Origin of the sequence: Aeromonas sp. FDAARGOS 1411 (genome assembly GCF_019047125.1) — a bacterium.
Classification (GTDB): Bacteria; Pseudomonadota; Gammaproteobacteria; order Enterobacterales; family Aeromonadaceae; genus Aeromonas; species Aeromonas veronii.
This window is the reverse complement of sequence record NZ_CP077214.1, coordinates 2,857,799-2,878,074: the sequence shown is the minus strand read 5'-3', so window position 1 is coordinate 2,878,074 and position 20,276 is coordinate 2,857,799. Positions and strand designations below refer to the sequence as shown.

Genomic DNA, 20,276 nt, shown 5'->3' with positions numbered 1-20,276 from the left:
AGAAAAGTCCATGTTACGCGGTAGTATTGTTGCGCTCGTTACCCCCATGCTGGCTTCAGGTGAAGTCGATTGGGCCAGTCTGGCCAAGCTGGTCGACTATCATGTCAGCGCCGGGACCAGCGCCATTGTTGCGGTGGGTACCACAGGGGAATCGGTGACCCTGAGCGAGCAGGAGCATATCGCCGTCGTTGAAAAGACCGTTGAGTATGCCGCCGGACGCATTCCCGTCATCGCCGGTTGCGGCTCCAACAATACCGCCCATGCCATTGAATTGGCAAAGCGACTGGCCAAAACCGGCGTGGTGGCGGGCCTCTCGGTGACTCCTTACTACAACAAGCCCACTCAGGAAGGTCTCTATCGCCACTATTGTGCGATCGCCGAGGCTAGTGGTCTGCCCCAAATTCTTTATAATGTGCCCGGTCGCACCTGTTGCGATCTCAAACCGGAGACCGTGGCCCGTCTGGCCAAGGTTCCCGGCATTATCGGTTTGAAAGAGGCAACCGGCGATTTGAGCCGCACCCCGCGGCTGCGCGAGCTGTGCGGGCCGGAGTTTGCTCTCTACAGTGGCGACGATGCCACTGGTTGTGATTTTATGCTGCAAGGTGGCGATGGCGTGATTTCGGTCACCACCAACATTGCAGCGGCCCAGATGGCCGACATGTGTCGTGCTGCGCTGGCCGGTGATGCCGGACAGGCGCATGACATCAACAATCTCTTGATGCCGTTGCACAAGACTCTGTTCTGCGAACCGAGCCCCACCCCGGTGAAATGGGCCTGTGCCCAACTGGGGTTGATTGCAACAGCCACCTTGCGCCTGCCGTTGGTTGACCTCACTCCCGAGGGCGAACAGCTGATGGCGCGAGCACTGACCACAGCGGAGTTGATGGCGAGTGTTTAAATCTAATGGAAAGGGAAATAGAGCCCGTCTGGTGCTGAGCGTTGCGACTGTGGCCGTCTTGGCCGGTTGCAGCACCCCCCAGGATCGCAAAATGGCCAACCGCGACTTCGGTTATGAAGATGCCCGCCTCGAGGGCCGCGCGTTCTTGATCCCCGCAGGATTGAGTGCCCCCACCTTCAACAGCCAGTACGATATTCCGCCGCTTCCTGAGAGCAGCCGTGAAGGTGCCCTCGGCGCCCAGGTTGATGTGCGCCCACCCGCCCAGCTGCTGACCGTGGTACCGGGCAGTCAGGTGGTGCAGACCGCAACCGAACCGACCGTTGCCTTCTATGCCCTGAGCACCAGCCAGAGCGTGGAGCGCGATACCTGGTCGTTCCTGATGAACTTCCTGGCCAAGTACAAAGTCACCACCGAGAAGCTGGATCAGCAGGATGGCGTATTGCAGACCGGCTGGTTTGACAACACGGTCGCTCTCGATGGCTGGGGTGAAGATGACGAAGACTTCAAAATCCGTCAGCGTTACCAGTTCACCGTGCGCAACGACGCCCAGCGCCACGCCGTCAACATGTCGGTCCGGGTGCTGGATCACGAAGAGACTATCGACGGCGAGACCAGCAACAAGCTGACCCCTGCCGATGCTCAGCGCTATGCCGCGCGAGTGCTGAACCAGTTCTCTCTCTATTACGACAGCCAGCTGAAAGCCCGCGAGCAGCACAAGTCCAACGATGGCATGGGTCTGCAACTGGGTCTGGACAACAACGAACTGAGCGCCTGGATTGCCGAAGGCTCCTTTGATCAGGTGTGGCGTCGCCTCAACCAGGTACTGCCCGCTTACGGTTTCACCATCAAGGATACCCAGCAGTCACTGGGCTGGATCGACGTTGAATACGAAGAGCCGGGCGCCGAGTTCTGGAAGGCGAAAGGGAGCGAGCCGTTCAAACTGGAGGAGGAGAAATACCGCTTCCAGCTTGGCGAAATGGCGGGAGGCAAGACCTCCATCACCCTGTTCGACAAGGACAAGAAGCCGGTATCGTCCGGGGTTATCTCCCAGATGTATATCAGCCTGTCCGAGGCGTTCGCCAAGGGGCTGGCCGATCAGGCAGCAGCAAAAGCAGAATAAATACAGGGGCCTTGTGCCCCTGTTTTGTTATCAAAATCCCCCTGAAAACGCGGGGATTCCGAGCGGTTTTCGATGATGCGAGCCCCTTGCCAGCATGCTTGCAAACAGAGCGCGCAGGTGAGGAACTCGCGATGTTTACCCCCCACAAACAGGAAGTGTTATTAGCCATGAGTCTTGCAGATCAAGTATTGGCGGTGAATGACGATTTGCCGATCCGTACCGATAAACCTGTCCATTCCGGCAAAGTGCGCAGCGTCTACTGGTTGACCCCCGAAGACAGTGCCCGGCTCATAAAAGAGAAAGGCTATGATGTGCCGGCCGATGCGCCCCTCGCCCTCATGGTGATCAGCGATCGCATCTCGGCCTTTGATTGCATCTGGCAAGGTGTGGATGGCCTGAACGGCGTGCCGGGCAAAGGGGCGGCGCTCAACGCCATCTCCAGCCACTGGTTCAAGCTGTTCAAGGAGAAGGGACTGGCCGACAGCCACATTCTGGATATTCCGCACCCCTTCGTCTGGATCGTGCAAAAAGCCCGTCCGGTGATGATCGAGGCGATAGCCCGCCAATACATCACCGGCTCCATGTGGCGTGCCTACAAGGATGGCGAGCGCGAGTTCTGCGGCATCACCCTGCCGGAAGGGCTTAAAAAGGATCAGAAGCTGCCGGAAATCCTCATCACCCCTTCCACCAAGGGCGTGCTGAAAGGGCTGGATGGCGTGCCGGAAGCCGATGACGTCAACGTCTCCCGTGCCGATATCGAGCGCCATTATAAGGGCTTCAACTTCAGCAAGCCGGCCGACATCGACCGCTACGAAGTGCTGCTCAAAGAGGGCTTCAACGTCATTAGCGACGCGCTGGCCGGGCTGGATCAGATCTTCGTCGATACCAAGTTCGAGTTTGGCTATGTCCACGATGCCGCTGGCAACGAAAAGCTGATCTACATGGATGAAGTGGGCACCCCCGACAGCTCCCGTATCTGGGATGGCGCGGCCCTGCGCGACGGCCAGATTGTCGAGAAGTCCAAAGAGGGTTTCCGTCAGTGGCTGCTCAACCACTTCCCGGATCCGGACATCCTGCTCAACAAGAACCGCATGCCGGAACGTTTCGCCCTGGCCCGCGACAACAAGCTGCCGACCGAAGTGATGATGGATATCTCCAACACCTACGTCGGGATCGCCGAAAAGATTATCGGCCACAAGCTGGCGCGTTCTGCCAATCCCAAGCAGGAGATCATCGAGGTGCTGCGCGATCAGTACGGTCTGATCGACTAAGGGTTGCTCTCTTTTTTGTTGCCTAGAAACAAACGTTTGCTGGTGGCGGAAGATAGAAGCAAATAAACAGACGGGCCCCATTGCGGGGCCCGTTTTTATTGCTGGTCTGGCGGCAAGCGAGCTGCGCTCAACCGTTTACTCTGAACACCTGACCGGTCTGGATGCCCAACACCGACTTCTTGTAAGCCTGCGCCACCTTGGCGGCGGGCACCGGCACGAACCCCGGGAAGAAGTCGGCGTATTTGTCCATCGACTCCACCAGCACGGTAGGGCTCACCACGTTGATGCGAAGGCCGCGGGGCAGCTCGCAGGCGGCCGCTTTCACAAAGTGATCGATGGCGGCGTTGACGGTGCTGGCGCTCACGCCCCAGTTGATCGGCTCCTCGCTCAGGATGCCGCTGATCAGGGTGATGGAACCTTTGTCGCTCAGGTGGGGGATAGCGGCACGGGTCAGGTTGATCTGGCCCATCAGCTTGCTCTGAAGCCCCACCTGCCACTGCTCGTCGGTCATCTCGGTCAGGCCGTTGAAGGCCACACTGCCGCTGGCGACGACCAGCGCATCGAACTGCCCCAGCTTGGCAAACAGCGCCTTGATGGAGGCGGGATCGCGCATGTCGACCGTGGCATCGCCACGGCTGTGGCCGACCCGGATCACCTGATGATCTTTGGCAAGCAGTTCACTGACCGCGGAGCCGATGGTGCCGGAGGCACCCACAATCACAATTTTCATCTGCATCACTCCTGGTTGGGATGTATCGATTCTAGCGCAACAGAAAATGCGAAAAAGCGCGTAAAATAAACCCATTGTTTCCATATTGGAGCTAATGATGGATATCGCCCATCTGGCCAGCTTTTACGAGGTGGTGCTGCGCGGCAGTTTCTCGGCTGCTGCCGATACGCTGGGGGTCAGCAAGGGGATGCTGAGCCGCCACGTCAGCGCGTTGGAGTCCTCCCTCAATGCACAACTGTTGCAGCGCACCACCCGCCGCCTCAGTCTGACCGAGGCGGGCAAGACCCTCTACCAGCAGGCGGGGGAGATCTTCGCGCTGGCGCGGCAAGCGGAGCAGGATATTCAGGCGCTGACCGAAGAGGATGGCGGACGGCTGCGCTTTACCTGCCCGGTCAGCACCGGCGATCGCATGGTGAGCGAGCTGCTGGCCAGCTTTGCCGCGCTCTGCCCGGGAGTGGAGGTGGAACTCAATTTCACCAACCAGATGGTCGACATGAGTCAGGGGGAGAACGATATCGCCCTGCGCGCCATGAGCGAGGTGCCGGACAATCTGGTGGCCCTGCCGCTGGGGCGGCTCAAGGATGTGGTGGTGGCGAGCCCCGCACTGGTGGCGCGCGAGGGGCGTCCCGCCACTCCCTATGAGCTGAGCGGGCGCAGCTGCCTGTTGCAGGGGCACAATCCGGCTTGGGAGCAGTGGCACTTTATCCGTGAGGGGGAAGATGCCCACATTCTGGTGCAGGGCAAGGTGCGAGCCAACCACTACAGCACCGTGCTGCAATTGGCGCGCGCCGGTATGGGCTATGCCAAGTGCCCGCTGATGCTGGTGGAATCGCAGCTGACGGCAGGAGAGCTGGTGACCGTGCTCGACGAGTGGCAGAGCGGGTTGCATCAGCTTCATGTGTTGCATGCCCAGCAGCGACGGGTGCCGCGCAAGATCCGGCTGTTCAAGCAGGTGCTGGCCCAGTGGTTTGCCGAGCGGTCCCACTACCTGTTCTGAGCGGCGTTATTTTTCTGTCATCTTCGGCTGCTACCCTGCGCCCACCATCGGCATCAGGAAGATCAGCGGGAATGAAGAACAATAGAGGGTTGACCGGGTTTGTGCTGCTCTGTGCAGTGTTGGGGGCTGGCAGTGTGCAGGCCATGGTGGAAGTGAAGGTGCCGGAGAATTTCCGCATCCTCGCGGTGAGCAACGGCACCTTGCAGGATGAGCAGCATGCCACCCTGGCGGATGGCGAACAGCAACTGCTGGTGCGTTTCGAGGGGGTGATCCCCAGCCGCAGCAGCAGCGAGAATGATCGGCAGGTACGCTCCGAGCCGCAGGTGGTGCGCTATCAGGGCAGCAATCAGCATTTGCAGCTGACGGCCAGCGTACCGGGAGACGAGCGGGGGATGCAGGCGTATGCCAAGGCTCCTGTGGTGACGTTGCAGGAGAATGGCCGCGCGCTTGCCATCCAGCAGGATGCGCTGGTGACCAGCGGCATGCTGCTCGGGGTGGATTGGAACGGCAAACTGGCTGAATACAACCGCAGAGGCGGCAAGGCAGCGCTGACGGCGGGAGCAATATCCGCACAGCCAACTGCCACGATCGCCAGCGGGGCGAAACCCGTTGTGGTTGCCAGCGAGCTGGAAGGGCAGTTGCAGCAGCTGTTCCTCAAGGCAGACCCGGCCCTGCGCAAGCGCTTTATCGGTTGGGCCGTGCCGCAGCTTTAAGTTTGTCGCCCGTTGCAGTAACGTGGACACTCCTTTTTCAGGCGCTCTGTTCATCGTACTCAACGAGGTTTTCATGTTTGAATTGCATTCACGCCTGCAGGCAGATACCCGGTGGCTCGGGGATCTGCCCCTCTGCCGTGTCTTGCTGTCCAAAGACAGCCAGTATCCCTGGCTGATCCTGGTACCGCGAGTAGCCAACCTGCGGGAAATTCACCATCTGGCGCCGGAGCAGCAGCAACAGCTGATTCAGGAGTCCTGCGCTGTCGCCAACCTGATGGAACAGGCCCTCAGCCCGGATAAGATCAACATCGGCGCGCTCGGCAATCTGGTGCCGCAACTCCATCTTCACCATGTCGCCCGCTTTGCGACGGATCGCGCCTGGCCCGGCCCCATATGGGGCGCTCATCCGGTCGTGCCTTATGAGCCACAAGTTTTGGCCCTGCAGGCCGATATATGGCGTGCCCGGCTCGCCAAGCTGAGTGGTTTCATCCCTGTGGCTGCTGATAACGGAGTCAACTGAGAGGCGTGTCGCTATTTCAGTCTCCGGGCCGCGCCATCTGTTAGAGTTATGGTATAGATAAGCCCATTTTCGATGTTCAGGAAGGTCCCATGATAGTGACAAGATCCGATGACGATGCCGTATTGACCACAGAGGATGTGCTGCTCAGCCTGTGCAACTCGGTGACGGACGTTTTGAGTGCCGCGACCATGAGTCAGGTGCGGTTTTCCGGCATGGTGCAGCGGATCAGCAAGACCTGCCTCAAGCCGGATATCGGCTGCTTCGTGCTGTTCGATGGCGGTTTTTCCGGTCTGGTGGTGATCAACTTCTCCGCCGCTGCCGCCATGGAGCTGTACGAGAGTTACATGCTCAGCATGGGACTCTCCAAAGAGGATCTCGCCATCTCCCACACCTCTGACGAGGTGAGCAACGTGATGGGTGAGCTGATGAACCAGATCGTCGGCAGCTTTACCGTCAAGGTGGGCCGGGATCTGCAGACCCACATCACCCAGAACCAACCGAAGATGCTGGCGCTAAACAAGCAGGTGATGCTGAGCGTCGATACCAATCTCGACAGCCCGGAGTCCCGCCGCGTCACCTTCTTCACCGCCCGCAACAACATCTTCTATCTGGAGCTGGCGATGGACAAAACCGAGTTCATCCGCATCCACAATGAGGGGATGGAGCACGAGGAGCTGGATCCCGATGCACTGATCGCCCAGGCCAAGCAGGATGCCGCCAAGCCAGCTCAGGCTGCGGCCCCGGTCGCCAACGATCACGACGATCTGCTCGACTCTCTGGGTATTTGAGGCAAATGCCGGATAGCAACAAGGCCACCTTCGGGTGGCCTTGTTGTATCGGTGCGCACAACCGTTATTAGAAGTTGTAGAGCAGACCGGTGTTGAACATCACGGATTCAGAATCGTAGAAGTTGATGTCGGAATCGGACTTGGCATAGCCAGCGGTAAAGGTTGCGGAGAGCGGCGCAATACCGAACAGGCGGTGCCAGAAGAAGGTGCCGGTCAGGGCAAACTCGTCGGAGTCGGCTTTTTTGTTACCAAAGTCAGGGATTGGGTTGGCCTCATCATATTTGGTCTGACCCAGATAGGCGTTGCTGACGAAAGACCACTGGGAAGCGCGCATGCCGTAGGTCAACTGCAGGCCGTTGCTCTTGTAGCTTTGGGCGCTGCCATCCAGATCGGCTTGGCGGTAGATAAAGGCTGGCTCCAGCATCTGACCGGGTGCCAGCTGCCATTTGTAGGAGAGGTCGAGGGCGTGGATCTTGCCGTTGCGATCCAGTTTGGCTGCAGTATCGGCGCCATACTGGCTGCCGCTGCGCTCCTCATCCACCTCGATGTTGCGGGTGGTCAGGCTGCCATTGAAGTTGCTACCCCAGATGCTGTCCCAGGCGAAGCGCACCCCTTTTGACTTTATATCGGTCGACTGGCGATCAACGCCTACGGCGAAGGGATCGCTCCACTGCTCGGTCGGCATGGCATTAAAGACCACGGAGCCAGCTACGATGCCCTTGTCGCTCATCTCCTGACGGATACCGAGCTGCTGGGTGAAGTCGAAACGGATGGCATCCTGGATCAGGTTACCGAGGAAGACCTGGGTGCGGGTATCGGCAAAGGTGTAGCGGATATCGGCGTTGAGCAGCGGGGCAACGGCGGAGCTGCTCTCGGCACTGCCCAGTCCGCTCAGGCGGCGGTTTTCATCATCACCACTATAAAAATTCGATTCGTAATTGATGACACTGACCCCGCCAAGCAGGAAACCGGACCAGCCAGACTCCTTGGGAATTTCACCCAAATCAGCATAAGCACTATTTGCGACCAGCAGGCCCAGGCCCAGCAAGGTGGTATTGCGCATCGGATAACTCCTAAATTAAATGGTGGTGAATTTTTTCGGCCGGTGAGTATAAAGAAAAAACCTTAATGGCAACTGACTCAATATTGCCAATTATCCTAACCCACTCATTTCATTCGGCGAATCGTTAATTAATTGTGCGAGATTAAGAAGAGTTCACTCGGTTGTGCTGGTATTCTGTACCGCGAATATCGGGGGAAAACAATAAGATGAAACAGATTAAATCCTGGGCGCAATATTATGTCGATCTGATGACCAAGCTGGGACTGGTGCGCTTCAGCATGTTCCTGGCGGCGGGCATTATCGTGCTGGCGGTCGCCATCCAGATGGGGGTGACCCTGTTCCTGCGCGGCAATATCGATGTGATCGACTTCGTTCGCTCGGTCTTCTTTGGCCTGCTGGTGACTCCCTGGGCGGTCTATTTTCTCTCCATCGTGGTGGATCAGCTGGAGGATTCCCGTCAGCGACTGAGCCGGATGGTGCGCAAGCTGCAAGATATGCGCGAGCGGGATCTGGAGCTCAATACCCAGTTGCAGGAGAACATTAGCCGCCTCAACGCCCAGATCGCCGAGACCAACCGGGCCGAGAGCCTGCGTCTGCAGGCCATCGAGGATCTCGAGAATGAGGTGTTCCAGCGAGAGAAAGCCCAGCTTCATCTGGGGGAGCGTACTGCCTTGCTGCGCTCCTTTATCGACTGCTCCCCCGATCTGGTCTACTACCGCAACGAGGATGAGCAGTTCTCCGGTTGCAACCGCGCCATGGAGGAGCTGACCGGCAAGGTGGAGGCCGAGCTGATCGGTCTGACCCCGTTCGATGTCTACAAGCAGGAGATCGCCAACAAGGTGGTGGAGACCGACAAGCAGGTTTTTGCCAGCAACGAGCCGCTCACCTACGAGCAGTGGCTGGAGTATCCCGATGGCCGCAAAGCTTACTTCGAGCTGCGCAAGGTGCCCTTCTTCGACCGCTTCGGCAAGCGACTCGGCCTGCTTGGTTTTGGCCGCGACATCACCGAGCGCAAGCAGTATCAGGACAAGCTTGAGAAGGCGAGTCGCGACAAGACTACCTTTATCTCCACCATCAGCCACGAGTTGCGCACCCCGCTCAATGGCATCGTGGGCTTAAGCCGGATGCTGATGGATACTCCCCTCGATCCCAAGCAACACCAGCAGCTTAAGACCATTCACCTGAGTGCGGTGACCCTTGGCAATATCTTCAACGACATCATAGACTTGGACAAACTCGATCGCCGTCGCCTCGAAATTGCGCCGACCCGTATCGACCTGCCCGCCTTCCTCGACGAGCTGGAGACCCTGTCGCGCATTCAGGCGGAGCAGAAGGGGCTCTATCTCCATTTCGATCGCGATGGCGACATGCCGCAATTTGTGATGGCTGACGGTACCCGCCTGCGTCAGGTACTGTGGAATCTGGTGGGCAACGCGGTCAAGTTTACCGATGAGGGGGGCGTCACCGTGCGTTGCCTCTCCCATCCCGCCGACGAGCCGGGCAAGCTGGCCCTGCACTTCGAGGTGGAGGATACCGGTATCGGTATCCCGCGCGCCCAGCAGGAGAAGATCTTCGCCATGTACTATCAGGTGCAGGGCAAGAAGCACGCCACCGGCACCGGCATTGGCCTCGCGGTCTCCCGTCAGCTGGTTCAGGCGATGGGCGGGCAGCTCTATGTGGATAGCGATCCGGGCGAAGGTTCCTGCTTCACCGCCGAGCTGGAAGTGGCTTGCGCCGAGCCTGTGTTGCCAGAGCAGGAGGAGGAGATGCCCTCCCTCGATATCCTGCTGGTGGAGGATGTGGAGCTCAACGTGACGGTGGCCTGCGCCCTGCTGGGCAAGTTGGGTCATCAGGTGCAGGTGGCACGGGACGGCACCCAGGCGTTGGCGATGGCCAACCCGGATGATTTCGACCTCATTTTGCTCGATATCCAGCTGCCGGACATGACCGGCTTCGATGTGGCGAAAACCCTGCTGGAGCGTTATGGCGACAGCCTGCCACCCATGGTGGCACTCACCGCCAACTCCACCGGTGATCGCCAGTACTACCGGGATCACGGCATGCAGGATGTGATTAACAAGCCGCTTGGCTCCAAAGCGGTGCGGGAGGTGATTGGCCACCTGTTTGCCGATCTGGCCGAGGATGAAGCGGACGAGCAGGCTGATGCGGGCAATCAGGATGCCCTGCTGGATATCCCTTTCCTCACCGATTACGCCGATACCGTGGGCAAGCCGGTGCTGCTCTCCAGCGTTGATCTGTTCGAGAAGATGATGCCGGACTACATGGCAGTGCTCGACTCCAACATGATTGCCAAGGATCAAGCTGGGGTGGTGGAAGAGGCACACAAGATAAAAGGGGCGGCAGGCTCCATCGGCCTGCGCCGTCTGCAGCAGACGGCCCAGCTGATCCAGAGCCCGGATCATCCCGCCTGGTGGGAAAACGTGGAAGACTGGATTGAGACGCTGCGCCGGGAATATCCGGGCGACATCGCCCGTCTGCGGCGCTGGTTGCTGTCTTGAGGCTGGAGGTTGTCTTGAGTCTGATGGAAGTTGCTGGCAAGGAGCCGCGTGATGTATAGCCGTTTGATTACCCCCGCGCGCATCCACTCTTGGGGGGATGAGGAGCTGCTGGAGGCGACCGAGCAGGATCGCGCCCGTATCGTGCAGGCAGCACCGGTGCGCAGGTTGCAGCAGAAGACCCAGGTCTTTCCGCTCGATGTGAAGGCCTCGGTGCGTAGTCGCCTCACCCACTCGCTGGAGGTGCAGGAGACCGGTCGCCAGATCAGCCGCCGCATTCTGGCCGCCTTGCCTGCTGGGATGGTCTGTGAAGGGGCTTTTATCAATCTGGTGGAGATGTCCTGCCTGCTTCATGACGTGGGCAACCCGCCGTTTGGCCACTTTGGCGAGCAGGTGATGAGCCAGTGGCTCGGCGAGATGCTCGATCCCCTCTATCAGCAGGCGCTGGCGCAGCCCCCCTCGGCCCAGTGGGCGGAATTGCGTCAGGACCTGCAACTGTTTGATGGCAACGCCCAGAGTCTGCGGCTGGTGCACAGCCTGCACGAGCTCAACCTGACACTTGGACAACTGGCAGCGCTCTGCAAATACCCGCAGCAGCCGCAACCCGGGGTGAGCTATGGTCAGCATCATGGCTGGAGCAGCAAACGGGGCATCTTCTTTAGCGAGCAGCCGCTCTACCGTGCCCTCGGCCAGAGTCTGGGATTGGCCCTCGGTTGCCGTCATCCGCTGGTCTACATCATGGAGGCGGCCGATGACATCTCCTACTGCATCGCCGATCTGGAAGATGCGGTAGATCGGAGGATCCTGACTCAGGGTGAACTGCTGGCGGCGCTGCGAGCTGCTGACCAGAGTGACTACATGGGCACCTTGCTGGATGACGCGCTTGCCAGTGGTCGGGGCTTTTTCCCCCATTTTCGCCAGCAACTGACCCGGGATCTGGTGGTGTTGGCGGCGCAGAGCTATGTCAGCGAACATCAGGCCATTTTGCAGGGATCCTATCCGCAAGCGCTGCTGCACGGTCAGGCGCCGGCGGCGCGGGTGCTCGATATCCTCAAACGGGTGGCCCGCGAGCAGGTCTTTATGCGCCCCGAAGTCGAGGCTCTCGAACTGGAAGGGTATGCGGCGCTGCGCGGGGTGCTGACCAGTTATGCCTGTCTATTGGCACTGCCAGCGCCACAGTTTGCCCGCCTGCTGGCCGGGGAGGGGAGCCAGGCGCTGTTCTTTGCGCGCCGCCTCTATCACCGCCTCTCGGCCCGCCATCTCAAGGCCTATCGATTGGCGATCGCCACCCCGGATCCGCGTTTTGCCTGCCAGAACGAGCAGGAGTGGTATTACCGGGTGCGGTTGCTGCTCGATTATGTCAGCGGCATGACGGATACCTATGTACTGGAAGAGTACCGGCTACTCTCGGGGATCTGATGCCCCAAGCTCCCTGTCGGGCAGCATAAAATGCCGTAAAAACGTTTAAAAAGGAGTCGCAAGAGGCTTGTTTTAAATTCGGATATTTTTTAGACTTCTGCAACCTGTTCAACTTTTATCCGGTAAGGAGACGAAAATGCAACATCTGATGCTCAATATTGCATTCTCTCGCGGCACTGCGTGCGGCGTGAAATCTCGTGCTCTTTTACCGCGTGGCGTAAACAGGTAACCCCTGTCTTTTTATCACCCGCGGTTCGTCCCGCAGGGTGATATCCACTTTCTCCGGGAGAACCGCATGTTCAACTGGAGAATGTCATGTCTATCGAACTGGTTTTACTGCGCAGTGTTGAATCCCTGGTCCAGAGAAGGATTGCCCGGGTCGAGCGTCGTCTCGTGCAGGTCAATCTGTCGCCCGCCCTGCTCAGGGATATCGGGCTGGAAGGATATCAGGGTCAAATCGCCCTCGTTCGCGAGCGGGAGTATCAAACCGGCTTCCGCCTCGGGAATCGAATAACCTGATCGCGAAGGGGAGAATAAGATCCCCCTCGCTAGTGAAATGGCAGGCTGCATGCCTGCCATTTTTCCATCTTATGGTTGATTCCAAGTTCACATGTTGGTGACTCAGTATTATCCTCTCCGCCCTCTTTGTAACAGCTGCGATTGTTTTCTCGCCTTGCGTCGTCAGGATCTGCAAGATTAGAGGTGGCAGCCCTATCTGTTATACTCATCAGGACAAGACCTTATGCCACTCCTTCGTCAGCTTTTTCTTCCCATTTTGCTGTTGTTTTCATGCATGTTGGCTGTTGCGGCTCCCCAACCGCAAGATGAGAGCACAAGCAACGAAATCTCCGCACAAAAGGAGCTGCTGGTCGGGGTTCCCCGTGGCGGCTATCTCCCTTTCATCTATCAACTCCCCAACCAGCGTTATGCCGGTCCGCTCAAGGAGCTGGCCTCGCGCATTGCAGCCGAAATGGGCGTGTCATTGCGTTATATCCCCTACAACTCTTACGTGGATGCCCAGATTGCTCTCCAAGGCGGCCAGATCGATGCATTAATCGGGGTCGAACGTAATGCTCTTGAATTGAAGGGGATAAACCCTATTGGCAGTATCGGTTCTTATGCTCGCTCCATTTTAATGCATACCCCAGATCAGCGATTGACCCTGGAGCAGGCGCGCAAGTTACGCTGGGTCTGTATTCGTGGTTTTGGCAGTTGTAATGAATTGGCTCGTTTGGGGATCTCTGATGTAACTGAGCTGGAGAGCCGTACTGAGGCGACCTATATGGTCAAGCTGGGCGCTGTCGATGCATATCTTGATTTGGAACCCATTGTTTCCCTCAAGATGGAGAGAATGCCTACATCAATGGGGGTTGTCGCTCCTGGGTGGCTTTCTGGCAGCACGCTGACGATGGCGACCAGCTCCCGCCAGCCAGAACTGAGCGAAAAGCTTTGGCATGCATATCAACAGATACCCGTTGCAGACTCACGATTACGGTTGCATCAGAAAGATGAACGCGCCAACGCTGGCCTTTTGATGGAACCAGATGAGGCTAGTTGGCTGAAGCAGAGAAACAAGGTCATCAAGTTCGCCGTTGCCCCCGGATTTGCCGGCATCAGTGAAATCGATGACGAAGGTGAATTGCATGGCTATACGGCAGACCTGATGAAGTTATTGAGTCTGCGCTCCGGGATCCGCTTTGAGCTGGTGTCGACAAATACCTGGCAAGAGTCACTTAAACTGCTGAAAGAGCATAAAGTGGACCTTATTCCCTTGATGACTCCGCTCAAGGATCGTCAGTCCTTTGCCTCTTTTACCTCCTCCTATCTGAAGTTCGACAGCTATGTCGTAGCCAGACACGGTGCTCGCCCGCTGAAGTCGTTGGTCGAGCTGAAAGGGCGTCTGATTGGTGGTGTGACGGGCTCTTACGAAGCCTCTCTCATTCACTCGCTGGGCGCCAATATTATCGAAGTAGGCAAAGATGCCGATTTACTGACCTTGCTCGACACTGGGCGAGCTGAATATGTGCTGTTGACCATGACCAATCTGGGACAGCAGGCAATGAAGGGTTTCAATGAGAAGTATCAGGTGGTGCTGAGCTCCCCCGAATTTTCCGTACCTATCAGTATGGCCGTCGATAATGCTCAGCCCGAGTTGCTCCGCATCATGGACAAGTTGCTGCTGACCATCACGGATGAGGAGTGGCAACTGCTGGAACGACGCTGGCTCAATGTATCAGTCAATATCGAGTCTGATTACACCCTGATTTACAAATGGTTGGCCATAGGGGGGGGCGCCTTGCTCGTCAGCGGTTTGCTGGTGATGTTCTGGGCTCGCAGTTTGCGTCGCCAGATTGCGCAGCGGAAAATCGCAGAGGACAAGCTGAACGAACAGTTACTTTTTGTGCAGACCTTGCTCAACTCACTGCCAACCATGGTAGCGCTACGTGATAGCGCGCAGCGGATCACCTTGTGCAATCAGGCCTACCGCGATGCTTTCCTCGGTGCTGGCAGTAGCAGTGAGGAGCTGCAAAACATGCCAGAGACACTCAGAAACAGTGTGTTGGAAGAAGAGCGTTTGGTGTGGCAGACCGGACAGGATCTGGAGGGTGCAGGCAGTAACCTGCGAGCTGATGGTACGCCCTGCCATGTTATCTATGCCAAACGCCCTTATCGCGATCCCGATGGCAATATGCTGGGGGTGTTGACAGTACTGACCGATGTCAGCCGGATCAAGGAGGCGGAGGAGCGCGCCCGTCAGGCTGAAAATCGCCTTACCCAGATTACCGACAGCATGCCTGGGGTGGTCTATCAGTATTTGTGGCAAGGACCCGGCAAGGGGCGGTTTTTGTATGCCTCTCAGGGGGCCCGCGAGATCCTCGGGGCTTCCCGACAGGATCTGTTCAATGCCGAATCGGGTGGTGAGGTGTTCGGCTTTACCGAAGAAGCGCTCCAGGATTTTGTCAGCAAGGTGGCCAATCATGCCGAGACTCTGGCGCCCCTCGATCTGGAGGTCAAGGTGGAGCGACCTGATGGAGATCGCTATCTGCAAGTGCGTGGCAACTTTGTCAGACAGGAGCAGCAGGCACTGATCCTCAACGGGGTGATTCAGGACATTACGGCCCTCAAGCAACAGGAATACGAGCTGCGCGAAGCTCGCGCCTATGCCGAGCAGGCGATGCAGGCTCGCAGCCGCTTTTTGGCAACCATGAGCCATGAGCTGCGCACTCCCATTTCAGGCATGCATGGCATGCTCGAATTGCTGCAAATGAGCGAGCTCAACGACGACCAGCGTTTTATGGTGCGCAATGTGGTCACCTCGACCAACAACCTGCTCTATCTGGTCAATGACATCCTCGATTTCTCCAAGATAGAAGCGGGTCAGTTGCAGTTGAATTACCAGAGCAGCCGGTTGCAAACGGTGATCTGCGATGCCATTCGTGGCCACGCGGCACTGGCTCATAACAAGGGGCTCAACGTGGTGCTGGAGTGGGAGCATCATGTGCCGGATTGGGCCGACATCGATGGGGTGCGTATCGGTCAGGTCATCTCCAACCTGCTCAACAATGCGGTGAAGTTTACCGAACAAGGGGGGATTACGATTCGGGTCAGCTACCTGAGCGAGCAACTGACCATCAGTGTCAGTGACACCGGTATCGGGATTGCCGAAGAGAAGCAGGCGCTGCTGTTCACGCCTTTTGAGCAGGTGGAGTCAGATATCAACCGTCGTTTTGGTGGCACCGGACTGGGGTTGGCAATCTGTGAGCAGCTGGTATGCAAAATGGGGGGGGCACTGACACTGACCAGCAAGGCAGGAGAGGGCTCCTGTTTCCGCTTTACCGTACCGCTTACCAATCCGCAGTGGGATCCCCCTGCTCTGGCTGACACAGAATGGTGGTTTTTCAGCGATGACACCAACCTCGAAGCGGCCATGGTACGGCAGGGGGCCAAGCTCAGGTACTTGGGGGCCAATGAGCTCAGTCGCTCACTGGAAGGGGGGCTGTTGGCCGATCAACGGTGGCTTGAGCAAGCGCTTGGGGGGGAATGGCAAAGCTGGCTGCAACACTCTGCGCTGAAGGGGATCATAGCGTCACCCGATGAGGCGTTACGGGGTCGGATTGGTGAACAGAAATGGTGGCGCCTGGGTCTATCCCCTCTCTATCCGGATCTTCTGCTGGAGAGCTGCCACGAATTGCTACAGGAGCGGGCCACACCAATCCTCCCTGCGCTTGCAGAGAAGCTGGGTGGCAAAGTACTGGTGGCCGATGATCATCCGGTCAATCGTGCCTTGTTGGCACGGCAGTTAGCCATTCTTGGTATCGAGGCTCAGGTTGTGGAAGATGGCGAGAAGGCTCTGCGGGCCTGGCAGGGACAACAATTCTCTATGCTGCTGACTGATTGCCATATGCCGGTGATGGATGGTTATGCCCTGACCAAGGCGCTGCGGGCTGCGGGAGTGACGGCCCCCATCATAGGGGTAACGGCAGATACGTCGGAAGAGGCGAGTGCTCGTATGGTAGAGGCAGGCATGAGTGACATGTTACTGAAGCCCTACCCGCTGGATATCTTGCGCCAGATGCTGGCCCATTGGCTGGCAGAGAAGACGCCAACCAGAAGCGCGGTTGCGCCCGTTGATGGGGCTACAGGCATGCAGGCTGAGCGCTGGTTGGCGCTGTTTGGTGACGAGCTGACCGCGCGAGCCATGGCGGTGGAGTATCTCGATTCCAACCGGCAGGATGGCGAGGCCATGATGGCAGCGCTTATTTGTCATGATGCCAGCGCTTTGGTAGAGACAGCCCACCGGATCAAGGGGGCTGCCCGAATGGTCGGGTTGGAGGAGCTTGCCAGCCAGGCTGCCATGCTGGAATCGGCAGCGCGATTGAAGCGGCTCGACGAGCTCGACGATCTGGTCAGCATAGTGCAGAGGTTGATGACGGCGATTGCCCACGACATTGGATTATGGCTCGATGAAAAAAGCACAACATGAGTTGGTCATCATGGTCGTGGAAGACCATGGATTTCAGCGCAAGGCGCTGCTGCACCAGGTCCGCAGCCTGGGTTACCAGAATCTGCTGGAAGCGGTTGATGGTATCGAGGCGTTGGCGCTTAGCCAGAAACACAACGTCGATATCCTGTTTTGCGATCTGCGAATGCCCGGAATGGATGGCATGGCGCTGTTGCGCCGCCTGTCGCTGGGTGGTTTTCAGGGCGGCATTATCCTCTCCAGCGCGCTTGAGGGGGATGTGGTCGAAGCCGTATTGCGTATGAGTACCGCTTATGGCCTGCAGGTGCTCGGTCGCATAGAGAAACCCTCAACGCCGCAGCAGCTCCAGCGGCTTATCCAGGCTTGGTCACCCCGGCAGGAACCCCTCAGGGAGGAAGAGGGGCACAGAATAGGACTCGATGAGTTGCGTCGGGCGATCGAACAAGATCAACTGCTGCCCTGGTATCAGCCCAAGGTGAGTTTTGCATCCGGCGAGTGGGTCGGGATGGAGGCGTTGGCCCGCTGGCAACACCCCGAGTTTGGCCTGATCCCGCCCGGGCGTTTTATTTCACTGGCGGAGCACAACGGGCTTATCGATCCGTTGACCGAGGTGATCATCAGCAAATCTCTGAGTGATGGCCATTTATGGGAGGAAACCGGGTTGTCACTCAATCTGTCGATGAACCTCTCCACCACCTCACTCATTGAAGGGGATCTTTGCAACTTATTGATTGATCAGTGCAAGCGCTGGAGTATCAATCCGGAGCTTATCACTCTGGAGGTGACCGAGAGCGCATTCGTACAGGATCTGGGCAAGTCTCTGGAGGTGCTGACCCGGCTAAGGATGCATGGCTTTGGCCTCTCCATCGATGATTTTGGTACCGGCTACTCCTCGATGCAGCAGCTGGCACTGTTGCCGTTCACCGAACTCAAGCTGGATCGCTCTTTCGTCGATCGCTGCCATGCCGATCCGTCACGTTTGGCTATCATCGAGTCCAGTATCGAGTTGGCCCGCAAGCTGGGGCTGAAGTCGGTGGCGGAAGGGGTAGAAGATGAGGCGACCTGGCGAGTGCTGGCCCAACTCGGTTGCGACCTCTGTCAGGGATTTTTCTCTGCCCGCCCGATGCCGCGCAGTGAATTGGCTAATTGGCACCGGACTTGGCAAGATAGATTGCCTACACTGATATCTATCTGATTCTGTTGGCTGGATCCCTCCGTTTGAACAAGGATGTTCATGAAAATCTCAAGCAAGTTGCTGCTCAGCTTCGGTTTTATCAACCTGCTGATCCTGCTCTCCTCCACGCTGGTCTATTACCGGCTGACCCAGATCAATCAGGCCCAACACACCCTGCTGGAGCAGGCGCTGCCCGCCTTGCAGCGGGATGAGGCGAGCCAGAAGGCGCTGGTGGCCACCGTTTCTGCCCTGCGTGGCTATCTGAGCCTCGGCAAGGATCCGGCTCAGGCCTCCCGCCTCAAGCAGGAGTGGGAGTCGGCTTGGCAGGCCATTGCCCATCAGGAGTTCGGTCCGGCGCTCGCCAAGTCTCTCGAGACTTTCAAAAGCCATCAGGAGAAGGTGTGGACCATCGCCCAGAGTGAAGAGAATCTGCCCGCTCATACTCTGATGCTGCAGGAGGCGGGGCCGCTGGCGGAGGCTGCGCTCGATCAGCTGCAATCCTTTGCCAATGAAGAAGTTGGCACTCCGCAGGATCAACTCTCCGGCGATCGCCGCATGCTGCTCAAGCAGGTGGGAGATGCCTACAACAGCCTCGCCAATTCCCTCTCCGCATTGCGGGATTTTCTCATCTCAGGCGATCCCGAATACCGCAGCAAGTATCAGGATTACTACCAGTTTCACCAGCAGCGTGTGGCTGAGGTGAAGCAGCAAGCCGCGCTCTTTACCGACACGCAGCAGAGCCTCTGGCAGCTGTTTGAAGAGATGGCGACCCCCTTCTCCGAGCTGGTGGGGCAGGTGATCGAGAAGCGCCAGGCACCGGATTGGGATCAGGCAAACTACCTGATGGCCACCGACATCGAGCCGATGCAGTCCAGCCTCAGCGAGCAGTTGGTCCAGCAGGTGGGGAAAACCCGTGCCGAGGTGGAGCAGATTTCGGCGCAGATGACCGGAGCCGGGAGGGCTATCAACCAGACACTGCTGTTGGCCACCGGCAGCGCCATCGTGCTTGGCATGGTGGTCGCATGGCTCTTTAGTCGCCGTCTGACCCGTGACATTGCCTGTCTGGTGACCCGGGCGGGGCAGGTTGCGGATGGGCGGTTGGCGGCCGAGCCCTTGCCAATCACAGGGCAGGATGAGTTGGGAGAGTTGACCGGTTCCATCAACCGGATGTCTGCCCAGTTACATCATCTGGTCGGGGAGTTGCAGGGCGCAGTGGGGCAGGTCGAGGTGGCCTGTCTCGATGTGGGCAGCACTACCAGAGCCATAGTTGCGGATCTGACGGAGCAGGATCAGCGGGTCGATGCGGTGGCGGCGGCTATCGATCAGATGTCGGTGAGTGCTCGTGATGTGGCTGGCAACATTGCCGGTGTGGCGGATGGTGCCCATCAGGTGAAGCAGCAGACCCGTCAGGGAGAGGCTGCGCTGGCACGAATGAGCGATACCATGCAGCAGATTGCCACCATGATTGGGCAGGCCAACGAGGCCATGGGGCTGTTGGAGCATCAGAGTGAACAGGTGGGGCAGATCACCGAGGTGATCGCCACCATTGCGGAGCAGACCAACCTGCTGGCCCTCAATGCGGCGATCGAGGCGGCACGGGCAGGTGAGCAGGGGCGCGGTTTTGCGGTGGTGGCCGACGAGGTACGCCAGCTGGCGACCCGCACCCATCAATCAACCGCCGAGATCAGCCAGACTATTGCGGCCATCTCCCAGCAGACTCGCCAGACGGTGAGCACCGTCAGCAGCGGCACCCGGTTGGTGGAGCAGGGGCGGGATGCTGTTGGATTGGTGACAGATACCCTGAGTGCCATGAACCAGCTGGTTCAGTCGCTGTCGGGCCAGTTGGAGGCCATTTCGGTGGCAACCGAGCAGCAGTCGCGGGTGGCCGCCGAGGTATCCGGGACGGTCGACGACATTGCCGCGCTCAGTCGGCAATCCTGTCAGCGTAGTCAGCAGGGGGAGGAGATCGTAGCCAGACTGGCTGGCGATACCGGCAAGCTGAAGGCGGTCATCGCCCGCTTTGATCTTGATGCCTGAGATGGCGGGAGCATCCCGCCATTGCTATTGCCATTCACCGGGCCGTCTG

General features: G+C 58.3%; 15 protein-coding genes. 13 read left to right on the top strand and 2 right to left on the bottom strand.

Features of this window, described 5'->3' with window-relative positions; all coding sequences use genetic code 11:
- Positions 1 to 10 precede the first annotated feature (10 nt).
- From dapA to I6L41_RS12795, 3 genes are all read left to right on the top strand, one after another.
- Positions 11 to 898, top strand: a complete 888-nt coding sequence (gene dapA, locus I6L41_RS12805; RefSeq protein WP_005339106.1) for a 4-hydroxy-tetrahydrodipicolinate synthase — start codon at positions 11 to 13, stop codon at positions 896 to 898.
- Positions 891 to 2,018: an outer membrane protein assembly factor BamC gene (gene bamC, locus I6L41_RS12800; protein ID WP_042080542.1), complete on the top strand. Its 1,128-nt coding sequence runs from the start codon at positions 891 to 893 to the stop codon at positions 2,016 to 2,018. The genes dapA and bamC overlap by 8 nt, the downstream gene beginning before the upstream one ends.
- A 167-nt stretch (positions 2,019 to 2,185) precedes the next feature.
- Entirely contained in the window at positions 2,186 to 3,289 is a 1,104-nt protein-coding gene (locus I6L41_RS12795) for a phosphoribosylaminoimidazolesuccinocarboxamide synthase (protein WP_040065098.1), read from the top strand.
- Positions 3,290 to 3,416: 127 nt separating this feature from the next.
- Here the strand turns inward: I6L41_RS12795 and I6L41_RS12790 are convergent, their stop codons facing one another.
- Positions 3,417 to 4,019 carry a short chain dehydrogenase gene (locus tag I6L41_RS12790; protein ID WP_216959277.1) on the bottom strand — a complete coding sequence of 201 codons (603 nt, stop codon included), beginning with the start codon at positions 4,017 to 4,019 and terminating at the stop codon, positions 3,417 to 3,419.
- A 97-nt stretch (positions 4,020 to 4,116) separates the two neighbouring features.
- Between I6L41_RS12790 and I6L41_RS12785 the strand changes: the two genes are divergently transcribed.
- From I6L41_RS12785 to I6L41_RS12770, 4 genes are all read left to right on the top strand, one after another.
- Entirely contained in the window at positions 4,117 to 5,016 is a 900-nt protein-coding gene (locus I6L41_RS12785; RefSeq protein WP_216963956.1) for a LysR family transcriptional regulator, read from the top strand.
- Between the two features lie 71 nt (positions 5,017 to 5,087).
- Entirely contained in the window at positions 5,088 to 5,729 is a 642-nt protein-coding gene (locus tag I6L41_RS12780; protein ID WP_216959274.1) for a DUF2057 domain-containing protein, read from the top strand.
- Between the two features lie 73 nt (positions 5,730 to 5,802).
- Positions 5,803 to 6,249 (top strand): HIT domain-containing protein, encoded by a 447-nt coding sequence (locus I6L41_RS12775; protein ID WP_216959273.1) that lies wholly within the window; start codon positions 5,803 to 5,805, stop codon positions 6,247 to 6,249.
- 89 nt (positions 6,250 to 6,338) lie between these two features.
- A complete protein-coding gene (locus tag I6L41_RS12770) occupies positions 6,339 to 7,037 on the top strand; it encodes a DUF3334 family protein (protein WP_005339098.1) in 699 nt (232 codons plus the stop codon).
- A gap of 67 nt (positions 7,038 to 7,104) precedes the next feature.
- Here I6L41_RS12770 and I6L41_RS12765 read toward each other — a convergent pair whose 3' ends face one another.
- Positions 7,105 to 8,100 carry a DUF2860 family protein gene (locus tag I6L41_RS12765; protein ID WP_103250454.1) on the bottom strand — a complete coding sequence of 332 codons (996 nt, stop codon included), beginning with the start codon at positions 8,098 to 8,100 and terminating at the stop codon, positions 7,105 to 7,107.
- Positions 8,101 to 8,306: 206 nt separating this feature from the next.
- Between I6L41_RS12765 and arcB the strand changes: the two genes are divergently transcribed.
- From arcB to I6L41_RS12735, 6 genes are all read left to right on the top strand, one after another.
- A complete protein-coding gene (gene arcB / locus I6L41_RS12760) occupies positions 8,307 to 10,619 on the top strand; it encodes an aerobic respiration two-component sensor histidine kinase ArcB (RefSeq protein WP_005339096.1) in 2,313 nt (770 codons plus the stop codon).
- 51 nt (positions 10,620 to 10,670) lie between these two features.
- A complete protein-coding gene (dgt, locus tag I6L41_RS12755) occupies positions 10,671 to 12,035 on the top strand; it encodes a dGTPase (protein ID WP_201999967.1) in 1,365 nt (454 codons plus the stop codon).
- Positions 12,036 to 12,350: 315 nt separating this feature from the next.
- Entirely contained in the window at positions 12,351 to 12,554 is a 204-nt protein-coding gene (locus tag I6L41_RS12750) for a hypothetical protein (RefSeq protein WP_005349248.1), read from the top strand.
- 223 nt (positions 12,555 to 12,777) lie between these two features.
- Positions 12,778 to 17,019, top strand: coding sequence for a transporter substrate-binding domain-containing protein (locus I6L41_RS12745; RefSeq protein ID WP_216959269.1), 4,242 nt, complete (start codon positions 12,778 to 12,780; stop codon positions 17,017 to 17,019).
- Entirely contained in the window at positions 17,000 to 18,211 is a 1,212-nt protein-coding gene (locus I6L41_RS12740) for an EAL domain-containing protein (protein ID WP_216959266.1), read from the top strand. Before I6L41_RS12745 ends, I6L41_RS12740 begins: the two co-directional genes overlap by 20 nt.
- A gap of 39 nt (positions 18,212 to 18,250) precedes the next feature.
- Positions 18,251 to 20,227 carry a methyl-accepting chemotaxis protein gene (locus I6L41_RS12735; RefSeq protein WP_216959263.1) on the top strand — a complete coding sequence of 659 codons (1,977 nt, stop codon included), beginning with the start codon at positions 18,251 to 18,253 and terminating at the stop codon, positions 20,225 to 20,227.
- Positions 20,228 to 20,276 lie beyond the last annotated feature (49 nt).

Bases quoted from the DNA above. Each gene is read 5' to 3' on its own strand.
- I6L41_RS12735 (WP_216959263.1), top strand. From the start codon at position 18,251: ATGAAAATCTCAAGCAAGTTGCTGCTCAGCTTCGGTTTTATCAACCTG.
- I6L41_RS12775 (WP_216959273.1), top strand. From the start codon at position 5,803: ATGTTTGAATTGCATTCACGCCTGCAGGCAGATACCCGGTGGCTCGGG.
- I6L41_RS12740 (WP_216959266.1), top strand. From the start codon at position 17,000: ATGAAAAAAGCACAACATGAGTTGGTCATCATGGTCGTGGAAGACCAT.
- arcB (WP_005339096.1), top strand. From the start codon at position 8,307: ATGAAACAGATTAAATCCTGGGCGCAATATTATGTCGATCTGATGACC.
- I6L41_RS12785 (WP_216963956.1), top strand. From the start codon at position 4,117: ATGGATATCGCCCATCTGGCCAGCTTTTACGAGGTGGTGCTGCGCGGC.
- I6L41_RS12780 (WP_216959274.1), top strand. From the start codon at position 5,088: ATGAAGAACAATAGAGGGTTGACCGGGTTTGTGCTGCTCTGTGCAGTG.
- dgt (WP_201999967.1), top strand. From the start codon at position 10,671: ATGTATAGCCGTTTGATTACCCCCGCGCGCATCCACTCTTGGGGGGAT.
- I6L41_RS12745 (WP_216959269.1), top strand. From the start codon at position 12,778: ATGCCACTCCTTCGTCAGCTTTTTCTTCCCATTTTGCTGTTGTTTTCA.
- I6L41_RS12790 (WP_216959277.1), bottom strand. From the start codon at position 4,019: ATGAAAATTGTGATTGTGGGTGCCTCCGGCACCATCGGCTCCGCGGTC.
- dapA (WP_005339106.1), top strand. From the start codon at position 11: ATGTTACGCGGTAGTATTGTTGCGCTCGTTACCCCCATGCTGGCTTCA.
- I6L41_RS12750 (WP_005349248.1), top strand. From the start codon at position 12,351: ATGTCTATCGAACTGGTTTTACTGCGCAGTGTTGAATCCCTGGTCCAG.
- I6L41_RS12795 (WP_040065098.1), top strand. From the start codon at position 2,186: ATGAGTCTTGCAGATCAAGTATTGGCGGTGAATGACGATTTGCCGATC.
- I6L41_RS12765 (WP_103250454.1), bottom strand. From the start codon at position 8,100: ATGCGCAATACCACCTTGCTGGGCCTGGGCCTGCTGGTCGCAAATAGT.
- I6L41_RS12770 (WP_005339098.1), top strand. From the start codon at position 6,339: ATGATAGTGACAAGATCCGATGACGATGCCGTATTGACCACAGAGGAT.